A 17,912-nucleotide genomic window follows, 5' to 3' on the forward strand; every position below is an offset into this window, starting at 1 on the left:
TGCCGTGCTGACGCTTCATGTGCCCTCGGAGGGCGACGCGCTCGCCGTTGAGGGCGACCGGATCGCGGCCATCGGCCCCTACGAGGAGCTGGCCGCGGCCTATCCGGCGGCTCGGGTGCGGCGCTGGGCGGGGGCGCTGGCGCCCGGCCACGTTGCGGCTGACGCGGTCGAGCTGCTGGAGGGGACTTACCACCCCGATCCTCGGGAAGCGGACACGGAGTCGCCGGCCGTGGCGGAGCTGACCGACTCCCGGTGGGGCCAGAGCGCCCGGCGCGGCGTGCAACGGCTCCTCGGGGAGGGGGTAACGGCCGTGGTCGGGCCGTTCACCCGCCCCGCGGTTCGCACCGCGGTCCAGCGGTCGGGGCTGCGGGTGCTGCCCGCGGCGCCCCGTGAGCTGTCGCTGGCTGTCGGCATGCGGGCCGACTTCGCCGTTTTCGACGCGTCTGGGCGCTGTGTGGCGACGGTTATCGGTGGCCGGTTGGTCTATCGGGCCCGGTAGGTGTTGTTCCCCTAACCCGCCCCTTCCCGGAAACCGGGGCTTCGCCCCGGGGCCCCGGGGGTGGCCGGTGCGGGCCGGTGGCCGGTGTTGTGCCCACCCACAGCCCCTCGCGGGGCTGCGAGTGCCCACAACGCGGGTGGGGGTCTGGGAATGTCTTCGCCGGGTACAGAATGGGGGCGTGACCCGCGCATCTTTGGATAAGCAGCCGCACGACGTCGCCGCGATGTTTGATGACGTCGCCGCGAAATACGACATCACCAACGACGTGCTGTCCCTCGGCCAGGCCCGGCTGTGGCGCAAGGCCGTCGCCCGCGCCGTGGCCGCGCGCCCGGGGGAGCGCGTGCTCGACCTCGCCGCCGGCACCGGCACCTCCTCGATGCCGTTCAGCGCCGCCGGTGCGTACACCGTGCCCTGCGACTTCAGCCTGGGCATGCTGGGGGAGGGGAAGCGGCGGCACCCCTGGATGCCGTTCACCGCCGGGGACGCCACCCGGCTCCCCTTCGCCGACGGCACCTTCGACGCCGTCAGCATCTCCTTCGGTCTGCGCAATGTGCAGGACACCGACGCCGCGCTGCGCGAGATGCTGCGCGTCACCAGGCCCGGCGGCCGCGTGGTCATCTGCGAGTTCAGCCACCCCACCTGGGCGCCGTTCCGCACGGTCTACACCGAGTATCTGATGCGCGCCGTGCCACCGGTCGCCACCGCCGTATCGTCCAGCCCGGACGCGTATGTCTATCTCGCCGAGTCCATCCGTGCCTGGCCCGATCAGCGCGCTCTCGCCCGCCGTCTCCAGCAGGCGGGCTGGACCAAGGTCGCCTGGCGGAACCTCACGGGCGGCATCGTCGCCCTGCACCGGGGAACTCGCCCCAATAAGGCCTGAGTTGACCAGAAGCAACTTTGCTGACAGGGTCAGCTGTGCGAGAGTGTGGCTGTGCCCTCGTTCTGTCCCGCCTGTGGTGCTCAGTTCCTGAACGATGCCCGCTTCTGCATGGCGTGCGGACAGCAGCGGCCGGTGGCGCCAGCAGTACCGCCGCCACCGCCGCCCATGGCACCCCCGCTGCCCGGATACGCACCACGGACCGCGCCCGCGCGGCCTTCGGCCGCCGCGCTCTTCCTCCACCGCACGGTCACCGGTGACTGGCTTGCCGCGCTCAAGGCCGCGCTCTGGCCCACCGGGCTGCTGTTCATGCTCGCCCTGGCCGTGGCCATCCCCGCCACCGAGGAGATGGAGGAGATCGGCCTCGGCTTCGGCGCCCGGGTCCGGGTCGCCTTGGCGCTGCTGCTGCAAGGGCTCGGCGGCGGATTCACACTGCGCGGCGAGCCGGCCGCCGAGGGGTGGCTGACGCCGTCGGCCAGCAACGAGCTGACGCTCTCCGTGGTGCCGCTGACCATCACCGTGCTGTGGGCGGGAGCGGTCGCGCTCGGAGCCCGTATGACACACCGGCAGAGCACGGCAACGGCCGGACCCGAAGGGACGGTACGGATCGCGCTGCTGGCGGCGCTGGGCGTGCTGCTGCTCGGGCTGTTCGCACAGCCATCGGTCTCCGAGGTCTCGGTCTCCATCGCTCCGGCGCCGGCCGCGCTGTGGGCGCTGCCGCTTGGTGCACTGGCGGCGGCCATGGCGCTGTGCGGGCCGCAGGCGGGCGCCTGGCTGGCGACCCGGCACGGTCTGCGGTCCACCGCGAGCGCGCTGGGTTCGGCGGCGATCGCCATGGCCGTGGTGGTCGCGGTGTGCGGGCTGGCCGGGCTCATCTGGCTCGGGGCGGAGCAGGACCAGGACACCGGCTGGTGGCTGCTCGGGGCCTTTCTGCTGATGCCCAATATGGCCGTGGGCGTCCTGGGACTGTCCTGGGGCGCCAACGTCGAGGCGGAGAACGGCGCGACCGGTGAGGGCTTTGAGTACGACTCATTGGGGCTCGCCCAGCTGGGCAGCGAGCTGGGCGGCTGGGCGGTGGTCGGCGCGCTGCTGCTCGGCGTCTTCTGTGCGCTGACCCTGGGAGTGGTCGCCGCTCGGCGGTCGTCGCTGCGGGCCGAGCAGCTGCTGGCGGCGGGCTTCTTCATGGTGTTGTTCCTGCTGTTGATCGCCGTGGGCTCGGTGGGTGTCGAGGGCTCGGCGGATATGGGCTTCGGTCTCAGCGGCGAGGGCAGCGCCAAGACGGGGGTGAACGCGGCGGAGGCGCTGCTGTTCGGGCTGCTGTGGGCGTTCGGCGGTGCGTTCCTTGGGCCGTATCTGCTACGGCTGTTGCGGAGCCGTGCCACATAGGTGCAGCCTGCCCGGAGGAGGCGAAGACCGTCACCATAGACTGCGTTGGTCAGCGCCTAGTCTTGCGGGAGTCCTCGTGGCAGAACACCACGCCGATGTGATCGTCGTCGGGGCCGGGCCCGCCGGGTCCGCAGCGGCCTACCATCTGGCCCGCTCCGGACTGGATGTCCTGCTGCTGGAGAAGACCGCCTTCCCCCGGGAGAAGGTCTGCGGCGACGGGCTTACGCCCCGTGCCACCAAACAGCTGGTCGCCATGGGCATCGATATCTCCGAAGAGGCGGGCTGGCTCCGCAACAAGGGGCTGCGGATCATCGGCGGCGGTCAGCGGTTGCAGCTCGACTGGCCGGAGCTCGCCAGCTACCCGGACTACGGGCTCGTCCGTAAGCGCGACGACTTCGATGAGCAGCTGGCCCGGCAGGCCGAGAAGGCCGGTGCACGGCTGTATGAGCGGTGCAATGTCGGCGGACCGATCCTGGACGCCGCAGGCCGTATCACCGGCGTCGAGGCCAAACTCGGTGAGGACAAGGCCCCGGCCACCTTTCACGCCCCGATCGTGGTCGCGGCCGACGGCAACTCCACCCGGCTGTCCCTGAAGATGGGCCTGCACCGGCGCGAGGACCGTCCGATGGGTGTCGCGGTCCGGACCTACTTCACCTCACCCCGGCACGATGACGACTATCTGGAGTCCTGGCTGGAGCTGTGGGACCGGCGCGGCCCACAGGACCGGTTGCTGCCCGGCTATGGCTGGATCTTCGGTATGGGCGATGGCACGTCGAATGTCGGTCTTGGCATCCTCAACAGCTCCAAGGCGTTCCGGGAGCTGGACTGGCGCGAGGTACTGAAGGCCTGGTGCGCCTCCATGCCATCGGAGTGGGGCTACACCCCGGAGAACATGACCTGCCCGATCCGTGGCGCGGCGCTGCCGATGGCCTTCAACCGGAAGCCGCACTACACCCGTGGGCTGCTGCTCGTCGGTGACGCGGGCGGACTGGTCAACCCGTTCAATGGCGAAGGCATCGCGTATGCGATGGAATCCGGGCAGATCGCCGCGGAGGTCATCGTCCAGGCGCAGGCCCGCCAGACCCCGTCCCAGCGCGAGCTGGCTCTGCGCCGCTACCCGAAGGTCCTGTCGGACACCTACGGCGGCTACTACACGATGGGCCGTGCCTTCGTGAAGCTCATCGGCAACCCGAAGGTGATGAAGCTGGCCACGGAGCGGGGGCTCTCGCACCCGCTGCTGATGCGCTTCACGCTGAAGATGCTGGCCAACCTGACCGACCCGACGGGCGGCGACGCGATGGACCGCATCATCAACGGACTGGCGAAGGTAGCCCCAAGGTCCTGACCACAAGTGGTGTGGGCAGTCGTGCCTCCCCCAGCGGTGGCTGGGGGAGGCACGACTGCCCCCTCGGTCAGAGGAACCGCACCGCGCCGGACGGCGTACCGCCCCAGCCCAGCTCATGCTCGGCGACGCCCGACGACGGATTCTGCGCGCCGACGTACTTGCCGTTGCCGATGTAGATGGCCACATGGGTCGCGCTGCCCTTGCCACCCCAGTAGAGAACGTCACCGGGCTGGAGATTGCTCAGCCCGACCTCGGTCCCGGCGCTCGACTGCGCCTGCGAGGTACGCGGGAGACTGACGCCCACCTGCTTGAAGGCAGCCGTGGTGAGGCCGGAGCAGTCGTAGGCGTTGGGTCCGGTGGCACCCATGACATACGCCTTGCCGACCTGGGCGCGGGCGAAGTTGACGACGCTCGCCGCGTTACCGCTACCGGGCGAGGTGGACGGCGCGGACGGCGCGCCGCTCAGGGCGCTGCGCTCAGCGCTGCGCGCGGCGCGCGCTTTCGCTTCCCGCTCGGCCTCCGCCTTCCTGGCGGCCGCCGCGGCTGCCGCCGCTTCCGCGGCTTTCTTCTTGGCCTCGGCGTCAGCCTTCTTCTTCGCCTTGGCCGCCGCTTCCTGGGCCTGCTTCGCCGCCGCGGTCTGCACCGCGTCCAGTTCATACTGGATGGCGATGGATTGCGTCGCGTGAGCGGCCTGGGTGGTGGTGGAGGCGAGCGCGCTGCCCAGGGTGGGCATTTCGACGGTGTCGACCGGGGACTTGCTCTCGGCCGAGGCCGGGGAGGCGGATCCGGTCACCGCGAGAGTGCTGAGGACGCCACCGGCAACGCCCGTGCGCAGAAGCGTGTTCCCGGAGGAACGACGGGGTTTCCGGTGGCTGCGTATGTGAGGTTTCGCGGACATGTTTCCCAGAGCTATCAGTGGATGAACGTTCCACTCAACAAAGGTGGGATGCACCACAGTCGGCGTGTCCGTGCCCAATTTAGGGCTTTTGAGGTCCCCTCAGCCCGCCGACAGAAGTTGATCAATGTCCAACTACGGGGCGCTGGCCACGTAGTTGTCCGGTTTGTTCCTGTCGGCGACACGCCTAGCATGTCACGGCCCGGTAACGCCACTATGTCAGTCGCTGTCGTTTCGCCGTTGTGGCGCAGTTCACAGCTGGCTCCCCGTCAGCTCACCCATCGCTCGTATCCCAGCTTTCCCACGAGGACAACAACCACCACCAGCAGGACAATTCGCACAAAGCCGCTCCCCTTCTTCAGCGCCATATGCGCGCCGAACCAGCCCCCCGCGATGTTGAAGAGCGCCAGCAGCGGGGCGAGCGTCCACAGCACCGTGCCATGGGCGGCGAAGACGGCGATCGCGCCGAGGTTTGTGCCGACGTTCACGACCTTTGCGGCGGCCGTGCCGGAGACCATGTCCATATGGAGCATCGCTACGAAGGCGATCACCAGAAAGGTCCCGGTGCCGGGGCCGATCAGGCCGTCGTAGAAGCCGACACCGATACCCGCCACGAGAAGCGCCGCCGCCACCCTTCGGCGTGTCACCGGGCGTCCGCTGGGCGCCCTGCCAAAGTCCGGCCGCAGGGTGACGAAGGCGGCCACGGCGAGCAGGATCACCATGATGAGTGGCTGGAGGATGTCGTTGTTGACTGCGGTCGCAAACGATGCGCCAGCGGCTGCCGAGAGCAGCGCCGCCCCGCCCATCCGCAGTGCGAAGCCCCGGTCGATCGGCACTCGCCGGGCATAGGTGACCGCGGCCATGGTGGTCCCGGCGATCGCCACGGCTTTGTTGGTGCCCAGTGCGTAGGTGGGGGGCAGGTGGGGGAAGCCGATGAGGAGTGCGGGGAGCAGGAGTAGGCCGCCGCCGCCTACTACGCCGTCGATCCAGCCTGCGAGTAAGGCGGCGGCGCACAGCATTACCGCGGTGGTCAGGGATATGTCGTCCATGCCCCCGGACGCTATCCACTTGCGCCCCCGCCTCTCCCCGGCCGCCCCGGTCCGCGGCTCCGCCGTACGGCGGGGTTGCTCCTACCCTTCCCGGCTCCGCCGGCGAGGGTTTCCCCTACACCCCGCTCCTTCCCGGCTGTGCCGATATGCGGCTCCGCCGCGCGGCGGGGCTTCGCCCGGCTGCGGGGGTGCCGTGGGTGGGGTTTCCCCGTATCCCGCTCCTTCCCGGCTGTGCCGGTGTGCGGCTCCGCCGCGTGGCGGGGCTTCGTCCGGCTGCGGGGTGCGGTGGGTGGGGTTCCCCGTATCCCGCCCCTTCCCGTAACCGGGGCTTCGCCCCGGGGCCCCGGGGTTGGCCGGTGCGGGACGGTGGCCGGGTGTTGTGCCCACCCGTTCCGCCCCAGCGGAACGGGTGGGCACAACACCCGGGGGTCTGGGGGCGCAAGCCACCGGTTTCGGGAAGGGGTGGGTCAGGGGAAGCGCTAGCGGGCGGAGATGTCTGTTGCAAATTTGCTTGGGCTGTCATCGCTTGATAAAAGCGCGCTCCGCGCACCGGGCCGGAAGGCCGGTGGAAATCACCAGCGGTGATCACTCAGGCGCTTACTGTATGAAGATCATCTGCCCTGTGAACTTATGCTCTCGCGGCTGGTGGTGAAGATCACAAAGCCCTTGTCCGACCCCGTGTCGCAGATCACAGATGCCGGGGCATAGGATGCAGTCAACTCGGGCTTGTGAACTGCCTCACATGTGCACGATCTTTCGTGAGACGGTCATCGGCTCGCAGCGGACCCCAGCTAGTCATCGGCGACTGGAAGGAGCGAGGAGCGGTGAACGCCTACGTCCCCATCCTCGTGCTCGGAGCCCTCGGGGCGGCCTTCGCGGTGTTCTCCGTGGTCGCGGCCTCGGTCATCGGCCCGAAGCGCTACAACCGCGCCAAGCTCGAGGCGTATGAGTGCGGTGTCGAGCCCACTCCCATGCCGGTCAGCGGCGGACGCTTCCCGGTGAAGTACTACATCACGGCGATGCTCTTCATCGTCTTCGACGTAGAGATCGTTTTCCTCTACCCCTGGGCCGTCCACTTCGACTCCCTCGGGATGTTCGGCCTCGTACAGATGCTGATCTTCGTGGGGCTCATCGGTGTCGCCTACGCCTACGACTGGCGCCGGGGTGGTCTGGAGTGGGACTGAGCGGCGGTAGGACTGAGCGGCCGGAATCGCGGAATCACCACCCGAGGATCTGAGATAGGGGCGAAACCAGATGGGAATCGAGGAGAAGCTGCCCAGCGGCTTCCTGCTCACAACGGTGGAGAACGCCGCCGGCTGGGTGCGCAAGTCATCCGTCTTCCCGGCGACCTTCGGCCTCGCCTGCTGCGCCATCGAAATGATGACCACTGGCGCGGGCCGCTATGACCTGGCCCGCTTCGGTATGGAGGTCTTCCGTGGCTCCCCGCGGCAGGCCGATCTGATGATCGTGGCCGGGCGGGTCAGCCAGAAGATGGCGCCGGTGCTGCGGCAGGTCTACGACCAGATGCCCAATCCCAAGTGGGTGATCTCCATGGGGGTCTGTGCCTCCTCCGGCGGGATGTTCAACAACTACGCGATCGTGCAGGGCGTCGACCATGTCGTGCCGGTCGACATCTATCTGCCCGGCTGTCCGCCGCGCCCCGAGATGCTGCTGTACTCGATCCTCAAGCTGCACGAGAAGATCCGCGAGGAGAAGCTCGGTGTGAACCGCGAGCAGGCGGCCCGTGAAGCGGAGGAAGCGGCGATGAAGGCGCTCCCGACGATCGAGATGAAGGGGCTGCTGCGGTGAGCGAGCCGAACGACCAGAACGGGACCGTGCCCACGCCGCGCGAGGACGCCGGTGAGGTCATCGACGTACGCAGGGGGATGTTCGGCGCCAGGAACGGCGGCGACACCTCGGGTTACGGCGGGCTCGTACGGACCGTACAGCTGCCCGGGGGCAGCGCGCGGCCGTACGGGTCGTACTTCGATGAGGTCGCCGATGAGCTGGAGGGCGCCCTTGAGGAGCAGGGTCTCGACCCCAGGAACGCCATCGAGAAGACGGTCGTCGACCGTGGCGAGCTGACCTTCTACATCGCCCGCGAACATCTTCCGCAGGTCGCCCGGACACTGCGCGATGACCCGGCGCTGCGCTTCGAACTCTGCACCGGGGTCAGCGGAGTGCACTTCCCCGGCGACCGGGGCCGCGAGCTGCACGCCGTCTACCATCTGCGCTCGATCACCCATAACCGGCTCATCCGGCTTGAGGTCAGCGCCCCCGACAGCGATCCGCACATCCCCTCAGTCGTCGATGTCTACCCGACCAACGACTGGCATGAGCGCGAGACCTACGACTTCTTCGGCATCGTCTTCGACGGTCACCCCGCGCTGACGCGGATCATGATGCCCGACGACTGGCAGGGCTTCCCGCAGCGCAAGGACTACCCGCTCGGCGGCATCCCCGTCGAGTACAAGGGCGCCCAGATCCCGGCTCCCGACCAGCGGAGGTCGTACAGCTAATGAGCACCTCGCACGCGTCCGCACGCGAGACGTCCCCACGAAAGACAACAGAAGGAACCGTCTACACCGTCAGCGGCGGTGACTGGGACGAGCTCGCGGAAACGGCGGCCAAGCGCGACGACGAGAAAATCATCGTCAATATGGGTCCGCAGCACCCGTCCACCCATGGAGTGCTCCGGCTCATCCTGGAGATCGACGGAGAGACCGTCACCGAGGCCCGCTGCGGCATCGGCTACCTGCACACCGGCATCGAGAAGAACCTCGAGTACCGGAACTGGACGCAGGGCACCACCTTTGTGACGCGCATGGACTATCTGACGCCGTTCTACAACGAGGCGGCGTACTGCCTGGCCGTGGAGCGGCTGCTGGGCATCGAGGACCAGATCCCCGACCGGGCCACCGTGCTGCGCGTCCTGCTGATGGAGCTGAACCGTCTCTCTTCCCACCTGGTGGCCATCGCCAGCGGCGGAATGGAGCTGGGCGCCACCACGATCATGATCTACGGCTTCCGGGACCGCGAACTCGTTCTGGATGTCTTTGAACTGATCACCGGGCTGCGCATGAACCACGCGTTCATCCGCCCCGGCGGCCTGGCCCAGGATCTGCCGCCCGGGGCGATTGACCAGATGCGCGAGTTCGTCAAGAAGATGCGCAAGAACCTTCCCGAATACGACAAGCTCGCCACCGGCAACCCGGTGTTCAAGGCCCGCCTCCAGGATGTCGGCTATCTCGACCTCGCGGGCTGTATGGCGCTGGGCGCCACCGGACCGGTTCTGCGCTCCGCCGGGCTGCCGCACGATCTGCGCAAGGCGCAGCCGTACTGCGGCTATGAGACCTATGACTTCGAGGTGCCGACCGCTGACACCTGCGACTCCTACGGCCGCTTCCTCATCCGTCTTGAGGAGATGCACCAGTCGCTGCGGATCGTCGAACAGTGCCTGGACCGGCTGGAGCCGGGCCCGGTGATGGTCGAGGACAAGAAGATCGCCTGGCCCGCGCAGCTCGCGCTCGGCCCGGACGGTCTGGGCAACTCGCTCGACCACATCAGGCACATCATGGGCACCTCGATGGAGGCGCTGATCCACCACTTCAAGCTGGTGACCGAGGGCTTCAGGGTTCCGCCGGGACAGGCCTATGTGGCCGTCGAGGCACCCCGCGGCGAGCTGGGGGCGCATGTCGTCAGCGATGGCGGCACCCGCCCCTACCGGGTGCACTTCCGTGACCCCTCCTTCACCAACCTTCAGTCCATGGCGGCGTTGTGCGAGGGCGGCATGGTCGCCGATGTCATCGTCGCCGTCGCGTCCATCGACCCCGTGATGGGAGGTGTCGACCGGTGACGGAGGTATCCCTTGGTATGCCGGAGCTGCCCGCCCCCGACTATCCGGCCGAGGTACGGGCCCGGCTTGAAGCCGATGGCAAGGAGATCATCGGCCGCTACCCCGACAGCCGTTCCGCGCTGCTGCCGCTGCTGCATCTGGTGCAGGCCGAGGAAGGCCATGTCACCCGTACCGGCGTGCGCTTCTGCGCCGAGCTGCTGGAGCTGACCACCGCCGAGGTCACCGCGGTCGCCACCTTCTACACGATGTACCGGCGTAAGCCCAGCGGCGATTACCAGGTCGGGGTCTGCACCAACACCCTGTGCGCGGTGCTGGGCGGCGACGCCATCTTCCAGGCGCTCCAGGAACATCTCGGTGTCGGCAACACCGAGACCACGGACGACGGCAAGGTCACCCTCGAACACATCGAGTGCAACGCGGCCTGCGACTTCGCCCCGGTGGTGATGGTCAACTGGGAGTTCTTCGACAACCAGACCGTCGAATCCGCCAAGCGGCTCGTCGATGATCTGCGGGCCGGGCGCGAGGTCGCCCCGACCCGCGGCGCCCCGCTGTGCACCTTCCAGGAGACCGCCCGCGTCCTCGCCGGATTCCCCGACGAGCGCCCGGGCGTCACCGAGGCCACCGGCAGCGCCGGGCCCGCCTCGCTGATCGGACTCAGGCTCGCCAAGGGTGAGACCGGGCCGGGCCGTATCGTCTCACCGCGCACCGCCGGCTACCCCGCGGAGGAGCCGCCGCCGGAACACCCCAGCTCCCATGACTCCCGCCCGTCGCCCGACCACCACCCCTCAACGAGTCCCTCCGGGACGCAGCCAACATTGCCGAGCTCGGCCTCCGACCCGCAACACCCGGCAGGTCCGGTGTCCGAGGAGGGTGAGTGATGACCGTGACCTCCGAAATCAATGAGACGAGCCCGGAGAAGCTGCTCAGCCCCGTGCTGTCGTCCTTCTGGGACCAGCCGGACTCCTGGACGCTGGACACCTACCACCGCCATGAGGGGTACCAGGGCCTGCGTAAGGCCCTCGCCATGGACCCCGACGATGTCATCGCCTACGTCAAGGACTCCGGGCTGCGCGGCCGGGGCGGCGCGGGCTTCCCGACCGGCATGAAGTGGCAGTTCATCCCGCAGGGCGACGGCAAGCCGCACTATCTCGTGGTCAACGCCGATGAGTCCGAGCCGGGCACCTGCAAGGACATCCCGCTGCTCTTCGCCAATCCGCATTCGCTGATCGAGGGCATCGCGATCGCCTGCCATGCGATCCGCTCGGACCACGCCTTCATCTATCTGCGCGGCGAGGTCGTCCCCGTACTGCGCCGACTGCATGAGGCCGTGCGGGAGGCATACGAGGCGGGCTATCTCGGCCAGGACGCCCTCGGCCCCGGCAAGAACCTCACCGTGACCGTGCACGCGGGCGCCGGCGCGTACATCTGCGGTGAGGAGACCGCTCTCCTCGACTCCCTCGAAGGACGCCGTGGCATGCCCCGGCTGCGTCCCCCCTTCCCCGCGGTCGCGGGCCTTTACGCATGTCCCACTGTCGTCAACAACGTGGAATCCATTGCCTCGGTTCCCGCGATCCTCAACAAGGGCAAGGACTGGTTCCGCTCCATGGGCAGCGAGAAGTCCCCGGGCTTCACGCTCTACTCGCTGAGCGGCCATGTCGCCAGCCCCGGCCAGTACGAGGCCCCGCTGGGCATCACCCTGCGCCAGCTGCTCGATATGAGCGGCGGCATGCGCCCGGGGCACCGGCTGAAGTTCTGGACGCCCGGCGGCTCCTCGACCCCGCTGCTCACCGATGAACATCTCGATGTGCCGCTCGACTACGAGGGCGTCGCCACCGCCGGGTCGATGCTCGGCACCAAGGCGTTGCAGTGCTTCGACGAGACCACCTGTGTCGTACGGGCCGTGACCCGCTGGACCGAGTTCTACGCCCATGAGTCCTGCGGCAAGTGCACCCCCTGCCGCGAAGGGACGTACTGGCTGGTCCAGTTGCTCCGCGATATCGAGGCGGGCAAGGGCACCATGACCGATATCGACAAGATCGACGACATCGCCGACAACATCAACGGCAAGTCCTTCTGCGCCCTCGGCGACGGCGCCGCCAGCCCGATCTTCTCCTCGCTCAACTACTTCCGGGCGGAGTACGAGCAGCACATCACCGGCCGTGGCTGCCCCTTCGACCCGGCGAAGTCCACGGTCTGGGCGGACCAGGGTGACGACGGCAAGAACGACAACAACGCTCACCAGGGGGTGAACGCGTGACTGTGACCACCAACGCACCCTCCTCCGGTGGAGGAGAGGCGGTGCCGCCGGAGGATCTCGTCTCGCTGACGATCGACGGCATCCAGATCAGCGTGCCCAAGGGAACCCTGGTCATCCGCGCCGCGGAACTGCTCGGCATCGAGATCCCACGGTTCTGTGACCACCCGCTCCTCGACCCCGCGGGCGCCTGCCGCCAGTGCATCGTCGAGGTCGAGGGCCAGCGCAAGCCGATGGCGTCGTGCACCATCACCTGTACCGACGGCATGGTGGTCAAGTCCCAGCTCACCTCGCCGGTCGCGGACAAGGCCCAGCGTGGTGTGATGGAGCTGCTGCTCATCAACCACCCGCTGGACTGCCCCGTCTGCGACAAGGGCGGTGAGTGCCCGCTGCAGAACCAGGCCATGACCGCCGGTGACCCCGAGACCCGCTTCGAGGGCAAGAAGCGGACCTTTGAGAAGCCCATCCCCCTCTCCAAGCAGGTGCTGCTCGACCGGGAGCGCTGTGTGCTGTGCGCCCGCTGCACCCGCTTCTCCAACGAGATCGCGGGCGACCCGATGATCGAACTGCTGGAACGCGGCGCGCTTCAGCAGGTGGGCATCGGTGAAGGGGAGCCCCTGGAGTCGTACTTCTCCGGGAACACCATTCAGATCTGCCCGGTCGGCGCGCTGACCTCATCGGCGTACCGCTTCCGCGCCCGCCCCTTCGACCTGGTCTCCTCGCCGTCCGTCTGTGAGCACTGCGCCGGTGGCTGTGCGACCCGTACGGACCACCGCCGGGGCAAGGTCATGCGACGGCTCGCGGAGAACGACCCCGAGGTCAATGAGGAGTGGATCTGCGACAAGGGCCGCTTCGGTTTCCGCTACGCGCAGCGCCCGGACCGGATCACCACCCCGCTCGTCCGGGACCCGGAGAGCGGCGAGCTGGCGACGGCCAGCTGGCCGGAAGCGCTGGCGGCGGCGGCCGAAGGGCTGGCCGGTGCCCGGGGACGTACCGGGGTGCTGACCGGTGGGCGGCTCACCGTCGAAGACGCCTACGCCTACGCCAAGTTCGCCCGGGTCGCACTCGGCACCAATGATGTCGACTTCCGGGCCCGGGTACACAGCGCCGAGGAGGCCGACTTCCTCGCCTCCCAGGTAGCGGGCCGGGGCCGGGACCTGGACCGTTCCGGGCCCACCTACACCGCGCTGGAGAAGGCTCCGGCGGTACTGCTGGCCGGTATCGAGGCCGAGGAGGAGGCGCCCGGCGTCTTCCTCCGGCTGCGTAAGGCGCACCGTAAGCGCGGGCAGCGGACCTTCGCACTGGCCACCCACGCCACCCGGGGTCTGGACAAGGCGGGCGGGACCCTGCTGCCCGCCGCACCGGGCAGCGAGACCGAGTGGCTGGACGCCCTGGCGGGCGGGGCGGGGCTCGATGAGGCCGGACAGCAGGCCGCCGAGGCGCTGCGTAACGAAGGTTCCGTGATCATCGTCGGTGAGCGGCTGGCCGCCTTCCCCGGTGCGCTGACCGCCGCCGTACGGGCCGCCTCCGCCACCGGCGCGACGCTGGTGTGGATCCCGCGCCGGGCGGGGGAGCGGGGCGCCGTTGAGGCGGGCGCCCTGCCCGGCCTGCTGCCCGGTGGCCGCCCGGCCACCGACCCCCGCGCCCGGGAGGAGACCGCGGCCGCTTGGGGCATCGCCGAGCTGCCCCGCGGCGTGGGCCGGGACACCGGCCAGATCATCGAGGCCGCGGCCACCGGTGAGCTGGCGGCGCTGCTGGTCGGCGGGGTGGAAGTGGCCGATCTGCCCGACCCGGCACGGGCCATCGAGGCACTGGACGCGATCGGCTTCCTGGTCAGCCTGGAGCAGCGGCCGAGTGAGGTCACCGAGCGGGCCGATGTGGTGCTGCCGGTCTCGACGGTCGTCGAGAAGTCCGGCACCTTCCTCAACTGGGAAGGCCGCGCCCGGCCCTTCGAGGCCGCGATCAAACCGGACCAGATGACCCGCCGCTTTGTTTTCCCCGACGCCCGCGCGCTGAACATGCTCGCGGACGCGCTCGCCCGCGCCGAAGGCGCTGACAGCCGCAGCCATCTGGGGCTGCCGGACGTACGGACCATCCGTGCTGAAATCTCGACGTTTCAGCGGCTGGGCACCTGGGACGGCCCCCGGGCCACCGCACCCCTGGAGACCTTCCAGCCGCCGGCCACCCCCGGCAAGGGCCAGGCCGTACTGGCCGGGCACCGGATGCTGCTCGACCAGGGCCGTCTCCAGGAGGGCGATGACGCGCTCGCCGCGACCCGGCATGAGACGGTGGCCCGCCTCTCGGCGGCCACGGCCGAGTCGGCCGGTGTCCAGGACGGTGCGCAGCTGAGGGTCACGGGCCCGGCCGGGTCGGTGGAGCTGACGCTGCGGATCACGGCGATGCCGGACCAGGTGGTCTGGCTGCCGCTCAACTCCACCGGCGCCGGGGTGCACCAGGACCTCGGCGCGCTGCCCGGCGAGCTGGTGACCATCACGGCAGCGGCCGTGGACACCCCGGAGGTGACGGCATGACAGACATGCTCGCGGTGGAAGACCTCTCCATGTTCGGGACCGACCCGCTCTGGCTGGTCCTGCTCAAGGCGGTCTTCTGCTTCGCCTTCCTCATGGTGACGGTCCTCATCTCCATCGTGATGGAGCGCAAGGTCGTCGCCTGGATGCAGCTGCGCATCGGCCCCAACCGGCATGGCCCCTGGGGCATGCTCCAGTCGCTCGCCGACGGCATCAAGCTGATGCTCAAGGAAGATGTCGTCGTCAAGGGCGCCGACAAGGCCATCTACATCATGGCCCCGATCCTTGGCGCGATCCCGGCCTTTATGGCGATCGCGGTGATCCCGTTCGGCCCGGCCGGCAACGAGGTGTCCATCTTCGGCACCCGTACCGCGATGCAGCTGACCGATCTGCCGGTGGCGGTGCTCTACATCCTCGCCACCGCCTCCATCGCCGGTTACGGCGTGGTGCTGGCGGGCTGGTCCTCCGGCTCGACCTACCCGCTGCTGGGCGGCATCCGCGCCACGGCCCAGATCATCAGCTACGAGATCGCGATGGGCCTCAGCTTCGCCGCGGTCTTCCTCTACTCCGGCTCCCTGTCCACCTCGACGATCGTCGGTTCGCAGGCGGATACCTGGTTCGCGGTGCTGCTGCCGATCTCCTTCGTCATCTACATGGTGTGCATGGTCGGGGAGGCGCACCGTGCGCCCTTCGATATGCCGGAGTCCGAGGGCGACCTGGTCGGTGGCTTCAACACCGAGTACTCATCGATCAAGTTCGCGATGTTCATGCTCGCCGAGTACATCCATATGGTCACCCTTTCCGCCGTCGCGGTCACCCTCTTCCTGGGCGGTTGGCGGGCACCGGCGCCGATCTCGACGTACTGGGAAGGCGCCAACCACGGCTGGTGGCCGCTGCTGTGGTTCGTACTGAAGCTGAACGTGCTGCTGTTCGGCTTTGTCTGGCTGCGCGGCACGCTGCCCCGCGTCCGCTACGACCAGCTGATGAAGCTGGGCTGGAAGGTCCTGATCCCGGTCTCGCTGGTCTGGCTGATGCTGGTCGCCACCGTCCGGGCGATGCGGAACGAGGGCTACGACTTCTCCCAGGTGATTCTGTGGGTCGCCGGCGGAATCATCGCGCTGCTGCTGATCTCCTTTATCGCCGATGTCTTCCGGGACCGCGCGGAGCGGCAAGCCGCCGAGGAAGCGGCGAAGGCGGCCGCCGAGTCGCCACCGGAGTTCGACCCCATGGCAGGCGGCTATCCCGTGCCGCCCCTCCCCGGGCAGAGCCTGCCGCCCGTACCGCGCCGGCCGTCCCGCCAGGAGCAGGAGCTGGTCAGTACCAAGGAGTCCGACGATGCTTGATTTCCTTAAGCCGGTGGCCGGCTTCGGCGTGACCTTCAGGGCCATGTTCAAGAGGCGGCTGACCGAGCAGTACCCGGAGTACAAGAAGCCCACCGCGCCGCGCTTCCACGGCCGTCACCAGCTCAACCGGCACCCGGACGGGCTGGAGAAGTGCATCGGCTGTGAGCTGTGCGCCTGGGCCTGCCCCGCCGACGCCATCTATGTCGAGGGCGCCGACAACACCGACGAGGAGCGCTACTCGCCGGGTGAGCGCTATGGGCGCGTCTACCAGATCAACTATCTGCGCTGCATCCTCTGCGGCCTGTGCGTCGAGGCGTGCCCGACCCGGGCGCTGACCATGACGAACGATTACGAACTCGCCGACCGGACCCGCGCGGGGCTCATCTACACCAAGGAAGAGCTGCTGGCCGGTCTTGAGGAGGGCATGGTCGACAGCCCGCACGCGATCTACCCGGGGATGACCGAGAAGGACTACTACAGCGGTCTGGTCACCGAGGCCGCACCCGGCACCGAGCGCCAGGTCCCGCTGACCGAGGGCGAAGAGCCCAGCGCCCAGCGGCTGTCGGACGACGCCGAGCAGCCGGTGGCCAGCCCCGCGAGCGGCGCCCGGCCCTCGAACACGGCCGGGAAGGAACAGCCGGACGAGGAGTCGCACGGCGGCGGCAACGGGGCTGCGGGGGTGCGGGTATGAGCACGGATCTGCTGGCGGCCACCACCTCGACCGGCGAAGCGACGCAGTTCTATGTGCTGGGTGTCATCGCCGTGGCCGGCGCGCTCGGGACCGTACTGATGCGCCGGGCCGTGCACTCGGCGCTCTGCCTCGCCACGACCATGGTGATCCTGGCGATCTTCTATCTCGCCAACGGCGCCTACTTCCTCGGCGTCGTCCAGATCGTCGTCTACACCGGCGCGGTCATGATGCTCTTCCTCTTTGTGCTGATGCTCGTCGGTGTGACCACCGCCGACTCGCTCAAGGAGACCCTGAAGGGCCAGCGCTGGCTGGCCGCCGCCTGCGCACTGGGCCTGGGCATCCTGCTGATCGCCGGGATCGGCCAGGCCTCACTGGGCACCTTCAACGGACTGGGCGAGGCCAACGCCGCGCACGGCGGCAATGTCCCCGGCATCGCCGAGAAGCTGTTCACCGAGTACGTCGTCGCCTTTGAGGTCACCGGCATCCTGCTCACCATCTCCGCCCTCGGGGCCACGCTCCTCACTCACCGGGAGCGGACCGAGGTGGCCAAGTCGCAGCGGGAACGGGCCGAGGAGCGGGTACGCGCGGGCAAGCAGCTGCCGCCGCTGCCCACCCCCGGCGTCTACGCCCGGCACAACGCCGTCGACCGTCCGGGTCTGCTCCCGGACGGCACCACGTCCGAACTGACCGTCAACCCGACGCTCCGCGAGCGCGGCCAGGTCCGCGAGGTCAGCGCCGAGACACTGGCCCGACTGGCCGCGCTGGAACAGCGCACCGCCGACTACCACGGCCAGCAAAACGCCGGCAATGGTGACAACAGCCTCAATGGTGACGAGGGCGGCAACGGCGAACGCGGTGAACGCGGCGAGGAGGCCCCCCAGTGAATCCCGTGAACTACCTCTATCTGGCCGCTTTGCTGTTCACCGTCGGCGCCTCCGGAGTGCTGATCCGGCGTAACGCCATCGTGGTCTTTATGAGCGTCGAGCTGATGCTGAACGCGGCGAATCTGTCGTTGGTCTCGTTCTCCCGCATGCACGGCAATCTCGACGGCCAGATCATGGCGTTCTTTGTCATGGTCGTCGCCGCCGCCGAAGTCGTGGTCGGGCTGGCGATCATCGTGATGCTCTACCGCTCCCGCCACTCGGCCTCGGTCGACGACGCCAGCCTGATGAAGCTGTAAGGGGTACGA

17 protein-coding genes are annotated in these 17,912 nt (G+C 68.8%); 15 read left to right on the forward strand and 2 right to left on the reverse strand.

What is annotated here, in order from left to right; all coding sequences use genetic code 11:
- The first annotated feature begins 4 nt into the window (after positions 1–4).
- From test1122_RS15415 to test1122_RS15430, 4 genes are all read left to right on the forward strand, one after another.
- The gene (locus test1122_RS15415; RefSeq protein WP_232269744.1) at positions 5–499 is read left to right on the forward strand and encodes an imidazolonepropionase-like domain-containing protein; all 495 of its coding nucleotides are present in this window, start codon (positions 5–7) and stop codon (positions 497–499) included.
- Positions 500–677: 178 nt separating this feature from the next.
- Positions 678–1,379 (forward strand): demethylmenaquinone methyltransferase, encoded by a 702-nt coding sequence (locus test1122_RS15420; protein ID WP_232269745.1) that lies wholly within the window; start codon positions 678–680, stop codon positions 1,377–1,379.
- A 132-nt stretch (positions 1,380–1,511) separates the two neighbouring features.
- Positions 1,512–2,762, forward strand: coding sequence for a hypothetical protein (locus test1122_RS15425; protein ID WP_232269746.1), 1,251 nt, complete (start codon positions 1,512–1,514; stop codon positions 2,760–2,762).
- A 76-nt stretch (positions 2,763–2,838) separates the two neighbouring features.
- Positions 2,839–4,107: a geranylgeranyl reductase family protein gene (locus test1122_RS15430; RefSeq protein WP_232269747.1), complete on the forward strand. Its 1,269-nt coding sequence runs from the start codon at positions 2,839–2,841 to the stop codon at positions 4,105–4,107.
- 67 nt (positions 4,108–4,174) lie between these two features.
- Here the strand turns inward: test1122_RS15430 and test1122_RS15435 are convergent, their stop codons facing one another.
- Both test1122_RS15435 and test1122_RS15440 read right to left on the reverse strand, forming a co-directional pair.
- Entirely contained in the window at positions 4,175–5,005 is an 831-nt protein-coding gene (locus test1122_RS15435; protein ID WP_232269748.1) for a C40 family peptidase, read from the reverse strand.
- Positions 5,006–5,271: 266 nt separating this feature from the next.
- Entirely contained in the window at positions 5,272–6,051 is a 780-nt protein-coding gene (locus tag test1122_RS15440; protein ID WP_232269749.1) for a sulfite exporter TauE/SafE family protein, read from the reverse strand.
- A gap of 824 nt (positions 6,052–6,875) precedes the next feature.
- Here test1122_RS15440 and test1122_RS15445 point away from each other — a divergent pair.
- From test1122_RS15445 to nuoK, 11 genes are all read left to right on the forward strand, one after another.
- On the forward strand, positions 6,876–7,235 hold the full coding sequence (locus test1122_RS15445) for an NADH-quinone oxidoreductase subunit A (RefSeq protein ID WP_232269750.1): 360 nt from the start codon (positions 6,876–6,878) through the stop codon (positions 7,233–7,235).
- Positions 7,236–7,305: 70 nt separating this feature from the next.
- On the forward strand, positions 7,306–7,860 hold the full coding sequence (locus test1122_RS15450) for a NuoB/complex I 20 kDa subunit family protein (RefSeq protein WP_232269751.1): 555 nt from the start codon (positions 7,306–7,308) through the stop codon (positions 7,858–7,860).
- Positions 7,857–8,570, forward strand: a complete 714-nt coding sequence (locus test1122_RS15455; RefSeq protein ID WP_338423543.1) for an NADH-quinone oxidoreductase subunit C — start codon at positions 7,857–7,859, stop codon at positions 8,568–8,570. The genes test1122_RS15450 and test1122_RS15455 overlap by 4 nt, the downstream gene beginning before the upstream one ends.
- Positions 8,570–9,907: an NADH-quinone oxidoreductase subunit D gene (locus test1122_RS15460; RefSeq protein WP_232269752.1), complete on the forward strand. Its 1,338-nt coding sequence runs from the start codon at positions 8,570–8,572 to the stop codon at positions 9,905–9,907. The genes test1122_RS15455 and test1122_RS15460 overlap by 1 nt, the downstream gene beginning before the upstream one ends.
- A 17-nt stretch (positions 9,908–9,924) precedes the next feature.
- The gene (gene nuoE, locus test1122_RS15465; protein WP_232271921.1) at positions 9,925–10,785 is read left to right on the forward strand and encodes an NADH-quinone oxidoreductase subunit NuoE; all 861 of its coding nucleotides are present in this window, start codon (positions 9,925–9,927) and stop codon (positions 10,783–10,785) included.
- The gene (gene nuoF / locus test1122_RS15470; RefSeq protein ID WP_232269753.1) at positions 10,785–12,164 is read left to right on the forward strand and encodes an NADH-quinone oxidoreductase subunit NuoF; all 1,380 of its coding nucleotides are present in this window, start codon (positions 10,785–10,787) and stop codon (positions 12,162–12,164) included. The genes nuoE and nuoF overlap by 1 nt, the downstream gene beginning before the upstream one ends.
- Positions 12,161–14,692: an NADH-quinone oxidoreductase subunit G gene (locus test1122_RS15475; RefSeq protein WP_232269754.1), complete on the forward strand. Its 2,532-nt coding sequence runs from the start codon at positions 12,161–12,163 to the stop codon at positions 14,690–14,692. The genes nuoF and test1122_RS15475 overlap by 4 nt, the downstream gene beginning before the upstream one ends.
- Complete coding sequence (gene nuoH, locus test1122_RS15480) at positions 14,689–16,032, forward strand: NADH-quinone oxidoreductase subunit NuoH (RefSeq protein ID WP_232269755.1); 1,344 nt, start codon at positions 14,689–14,691, stop codon at positions 16,030–16,032. The genes test1122_RS15475 and nuoH overlap by 4 nt, the downstream gene beginning before the upstream one ends.
- Entirely contained in the window at positions 16,025–16,723 is a 699-nt protein-coding gene (gene nuoI / locus test1122_RS15485; protein WP_232269756.1) for an NADH-quinone oxidoreductase subunit NuoI, read from the forward strand. The genes nuoH and nuoI overlap by 8 nt, the downstream gene beginning before the upstream one ends.
- Positions 16,720–17,607 (forward strand): NADH-quinone oxidoreductase subunit J, encoded by an 888-nt coding sequence (locus tag test1122_RS15490; protein WP_232269757.1) that lies wholly within the window; start codon positions 16,720–16,722, stop codon positions 17,605–17,607. The genes nuoI and test1122_RS15490 overlap by 4 nt, the downstream gene beginning before the upstream one ends.
- Positions 17,604–17,903, forward strand: a complete 300-nt coding sequence (nuoK, locus tag test1122_RS15495) for an NADH-quinone oxidoreductase subunit NuoK (protein WP_232269758.1) — start codon at positions 17,604–17,606, stop codon at positions 17,901–17,903. Before test1122_RS15490 ends, nuoK begins: the two co-directional genes overlap by 4 nt.
- The last annotated feature ends 9 nt before the right edge of the window (positions 17,904–17,912 follow it).

It is taken from the genome of Streptomyces gobiensis (assembly GCF_021216675.1).
GTDB classification, from domain to species: domain Bacteria; phylum Actinomycetota; class Actinomycetes; order Streptomycetales; family Streptomycetaceae; genus Streptomyces; species Streptomyces gobiensis.

Coding starts and splice junctions, on each gene's coding strand:
- test1122_RS15435 (WP_232269748.1), bottom strand. CDS start 5,005: ATGTCCGCGAAACCTCACATACGCAGCCACCGGAAACCCCGTCGTTCC.
- test1122_RS15440 (WP_232269749.1), bottom strand. CDS start 6,051: ATGGACGACATATCCCTGACCACCGCGGTAATGCTGTGCGCCGCCGCC.
- test1122_RS15450 (WP_232269751.1), top strand. CDS start 7,306: ATGGGAATCGAGGAGAAGCTGCCCAGCGGCTTCCTGCTCACAACGGTG.
- test1122_RS15460 (WP_232269752.1), top strand. CDS start 8,570: ATGAGCACCTCGCACGCGTCCGCACGCGAGACGTCCCCACGAAAGACA.
- nuoE (WP_232271921.1), top strand. CDS start 9,925: ATGCCGGAGCTGCCCGCCCCCGACTATCCGGCCGAGGTACGGGCCCGG.
- nuoF (WP_232269753.1), top strand. CDS start 10,785: ATGACCGTGACCTCCGAAATCAATGAGACGAGCCCGGAGAAGCTGCTC.
- nuoH (WP_232269755.1), top strand. CDS start 14,689: ATGACAGACATGCTCGCGGTGGAAGACCTCTCCATGTTCGGGACCGAC.
- nuoI (WP_232269756.1), top strand. CDS start 16,025: ATGCTTGATTTCCTTAAGCCGGTGGCCGGCTTCGGCGTGACCTTCAGG.
- test1122_RS15490 (WP_232269757.1), top strand. CDS start 16,720: ATGAGCACGGATCTGCTGGCGGCCACCACCTCGACCGGCGAAGCGACG.